We start from the raw sequence: 3,667 nt of genomic DNA on the forward strand, positions 1-3,667 counted from the left end.
TCTACGACTTCTATAATTTCTAAACCTAGTGTATTTTCCAAAGCGCCCGTTCTCCCAAAAGCTAGATGAGCTTATTTTCTTAATTATTTGTTTACAGTTCTTAAGTCTATCAGAGCGTGGTATCTCGCAGAAGGGAACAGGGAATAGGGAATAGGGCACAGGGACTGAAATGCTTGTTTACTCTAGGGTTTGGGTTTGTGGAAACGGATGCGATCGCATCATCTTAGGGAACAGGGAATAGGGAATAGGGAACAGACAGTGAAACTCTTTTCCCTCGTTAGTTTCAAATTCCCCCCTTAATAAGGGGTGTTAGGGGGGATCACCCATCCTGCCTATTCCTTGTTTGCCCCCTAAATCCCCCAATTCTGATGCTGCTGGCGAAATATTTCTTAACAAATCAAGAAGCCCTATCAGCCCTCACCCCCAGCCCCTCTCCCAACCTTGGGAGAGGGGAGCAGATTACGGCAGAATAAGGGTTTCACGAATTCGCCAGCAGCATCAATTCTGGGGGACTTTGACATCATTACTACCCAAAATTTTGGGGTTAGGGGGGATCACCCACACGCGCTATTTCTTATTGCTCCAGTAGGGAAGCACCACTTGCAGCAATCTACTCAGGGCTAACAATAACATTGCTGTTGCCACAATGTTATTCGTTAAACTGTCCCCATCCTTGAGCCAGAGAGCAGGATTTTCCATTAGGGGCTGTGGTTGTTCCACTAATGCTATGGTGTCAACTACTTGGTTTTCAAGAATTTGCTGTTTGATGTCAGTCATAGGAATCTTTTGCTCTAGTAACTGAAACCATCCTGACCTGAGGGTAGTGTCCAAAAGCAACAGCTAAGTTTAGGGTACCTACAACCACCGTATATCAAGGCTAGACTAGTTGAGGGTAGCTTCTTCAATTGAGGGTACCCTCAACTTTTTTTTCTTGCCCATCTCTGAATCGCATGCCCAGAGCTACTTACGGTCTTACTGTTAAAAACAGAGCACTGCGTCTATTTGAAGCATTAGTTTCCTTTGCCCAAGACATCGCTAATCAGGGGAATCCAGATATTAAATTCCGTTGGATAGAGGAAACCTCAACTAATCCAAAACTAGTAATTAAAACTCAGACTAGATATTTAATCCAACTCACCAAGGACGATAACTATCCAGGTAGTCTCAGCAAGGCTCAAGTAGTAGAAGCATTGCAGCGGATGAAAGACTTCTTAAAAATTTTAGAAGACAAGCGTTTTCACAAGAAGGGAAAGGATGAAAGGTATTTCACTCTGACACTCTACGCCCGAGACCTAGACAAAAACCTAGAACTATTTGATCAACAGTGGGAGCATGAACGTCCAGATAAATCCAAACAGCAAGAACTAGCAATTCTAGAACTATCTAATCAGCAGTCGGAGACTAAACGTCCAGATAAATCCAAACAGCAAGAACTAGCAACTGCTACAGAAATATCTAATCAGCAGTCGGAGACTAAACGTCCAGATAAATCCAAACGGCAAGAACCAGCAACTGCTACAGAAATATCTAATCAGCAGTCGGAGACTAAACGTCCAGATAAATCCAAACAGCAAGAACCAGCAACTGCTACTACTCCTGCCAAAACCTGCCCAGCCCTTCGCCCTAAGCCAGGGGTTCCTTTCCAAGCCCCATACCCACCAGCTTACTTTATCGAACGCCCAGAGGTAAGCAAAGACCTCAAGCAATCCTTACTATCAGAGCAGACAGCCAAGACCGGCACTCTGGTGGTTAGCGCTATTTATGGTCTCGGCGGTATTGGTAAATCTACCTTGGCTGCTGCTATTGCCCATGATCCAGAGGTACAGACTCATTTTCCCGATGGTATTCTGTGGGCAACCTTGGGTCAGGAGCCAGACTTGCTGTCTTTCCTGAGCAGTTGGATCCAAGCACTCGGAGACAATGACTACAAACCCACTAATACTAATGCTGCTTCTAGACATTTACAAACCTTGCTGTTTGACAAGGCTACCCTGCTAGTAGTCGATGACGCTTGGAACCCAGACCATGTTGAACCGTTTCGGATTGGTGGTGCTAAGTGCCGGGTGTTAGTGACGACTCGTGAAGCTCAAATTGTCGGAGCAACTCCCTATAATTTAGATGTGATGAGTTCCTCACAAGCTTTAGCGTTACTGGAAAAGCGTGGGGGTTCTAAACTCAAGGGGTCAGACCGTAAACAAGCCCAAGCCCTAGCCACAACCGTGGGCTACTTACCTCTAGCCCTGGAGTTAGCAGCAGCACAAATAGCCGATGGTATTTCCTGGCAGGAGTTACTCACTGACCTCCAACAGGAAATTGCCTGGTTGGAAACCTTAGATTTACCAGGTGCCGAAGAGATTATTGATGAAAAGCTACGCAAGCAGCACAGCCTAGTGGCTTCCTTTAACCTCAGTCTACGACGACTACCACCAGGAAAATTTAAGCAATTTGCCTGGTTTGGTGTCTTGCCAGAAGATGTCTCGATTACTCCGGCTTTAGGCACAACCTTGTGGGATGTTGGTGCTAGGGAGGCCAGAAAGACCTTACAGTATTTTAAATCTAAGGCTCTACTGCTCTCTGGTAAATCCACTAATGAGACTCCTACCTATCAGCTCCATGACTTAGTCCATGATATGGCCCGTCGGTTGCTAACGGCTCAAGGGGCTACAGGGGGAGAGGGGAGCTTACCGGGTTTGGGATTAACCTGGCCCCAAGCCCATGGTCAACTCCTAGAGCGCTATCGCCAAAAAATCCAAAACGGGTTATGGCACACCCTACCGGACGATGGCTATAGTCACAGTTATCTGACCTGGCATTTAGAAAAAGCGGGTTGTATAGAGGAAGTACACCAACTGCTCCAGGAGGAAACAGAGACTGGACGCAATGGTTGGTATCAAACCTGTGAACGTCTCGATCAACTAGGGGGCTTTGTCAAAGATCTAGCCAAGGCTTGGCAGTTAGCAGAAGAGGCTTTTTCCTTTTCAGCAACTCGTTCCATTAGTTTGCAGTGCCGTTATGCCTTGATGGTGTCTTCTATCAATAGTTTGCTTGGGCATATTCCAGGAAAGTTGATGGCAGCCTTGGTAGAGAAAAAGATTTGGACTCCAGTCCAGGCTTTGGCTTATGTTAAACAAATACAACATCCTCATAATCGAGCAGAAGCACTAGAAGAGCTAGCCCCAAAGTTACCGGAAACATTACTCTCAGAAGCCCTGAAAATCGCACGGGCCATTACCAATAACACAGACCGAGCCAGAGCTCTAAGTGGACTAGCACGACATTGGCCGGAAACTATACTCCCAGAAGCCCTAGAAGCAGCACAAGCCATTACCGATGAATCGATCCGAGCCAGAGCTCTAAGTGGACTAGCACGACATTGGCCGGAAAATATACTCCCAGAAGCCCTAGATGCCGCACGAGCCATTACCAATGAGTCAAGCCGAGCCGATGCCCTGAGCGCACTAGCACCACAGTTGCCTGACATCTTACCAGAAGCCCTAGATGCGGCACGAGTCATTACCAATGAGTCAAGCCGAGCCGATGCCCTGAGCGCACTAGCACCACAGTTGCCTGACATCTTACCAGAAGCCCTAGATGCGGCACGAGCCATTACCAATGAGTCAAGGCGAGCCCATGCCCTGAGCGCACTAGCACGACATTGGCCGAAAAT

The 3,667-nt window shown here is 47.1% G+C and carries 2 protein-coding genes; one reads left to right on the forward strand and one right to left on the reverse strand.

Annotated features, from left to right (window positions below; translation table 11 throughout):
• Positions 1-567: 567 nt before the first annotated feature.
• Complete coding sequence (locus F6K37_RS34790) at positions 568-777, reverse strand: hypothetical protein (protein WP_287255391.1); 210 nt, start codon at positions 775-777, stop codon at positions 568-570.
• 173 nt (positions 778-950) lie between these two features.
• Between F6K37_RS34790 and F6K37_RS34795 the strand changes: the two genes are divergently transcribed.
• Positions 951-3,667 (forward strand): NB-ARC domain-containing protein (locus F6K37_RS34795; RefSeq protein WP_287255392.1); only part of this gene is annotated, 2,717 nt, incomplete at its 3' end.

This window comes from Moorena sp. SIO4E2 (assembly GCF_010671945.1).
GTDB lineage: Bacteria > Cyanobacteriota > Cyanobacteriia > Cyanobacteriales > Coleofasciculaceae > Moorena > Moorena producens.

Excerpts from the sequence above, each read along its gene's own strand:
- F6K37_RS34790 (WP_287255391.1), bottom strand. The coding sequence starts at position 777 with ATGACTGACATCAAACAGCAAATTCTTGAAAACCAAGTAGTTGACACC.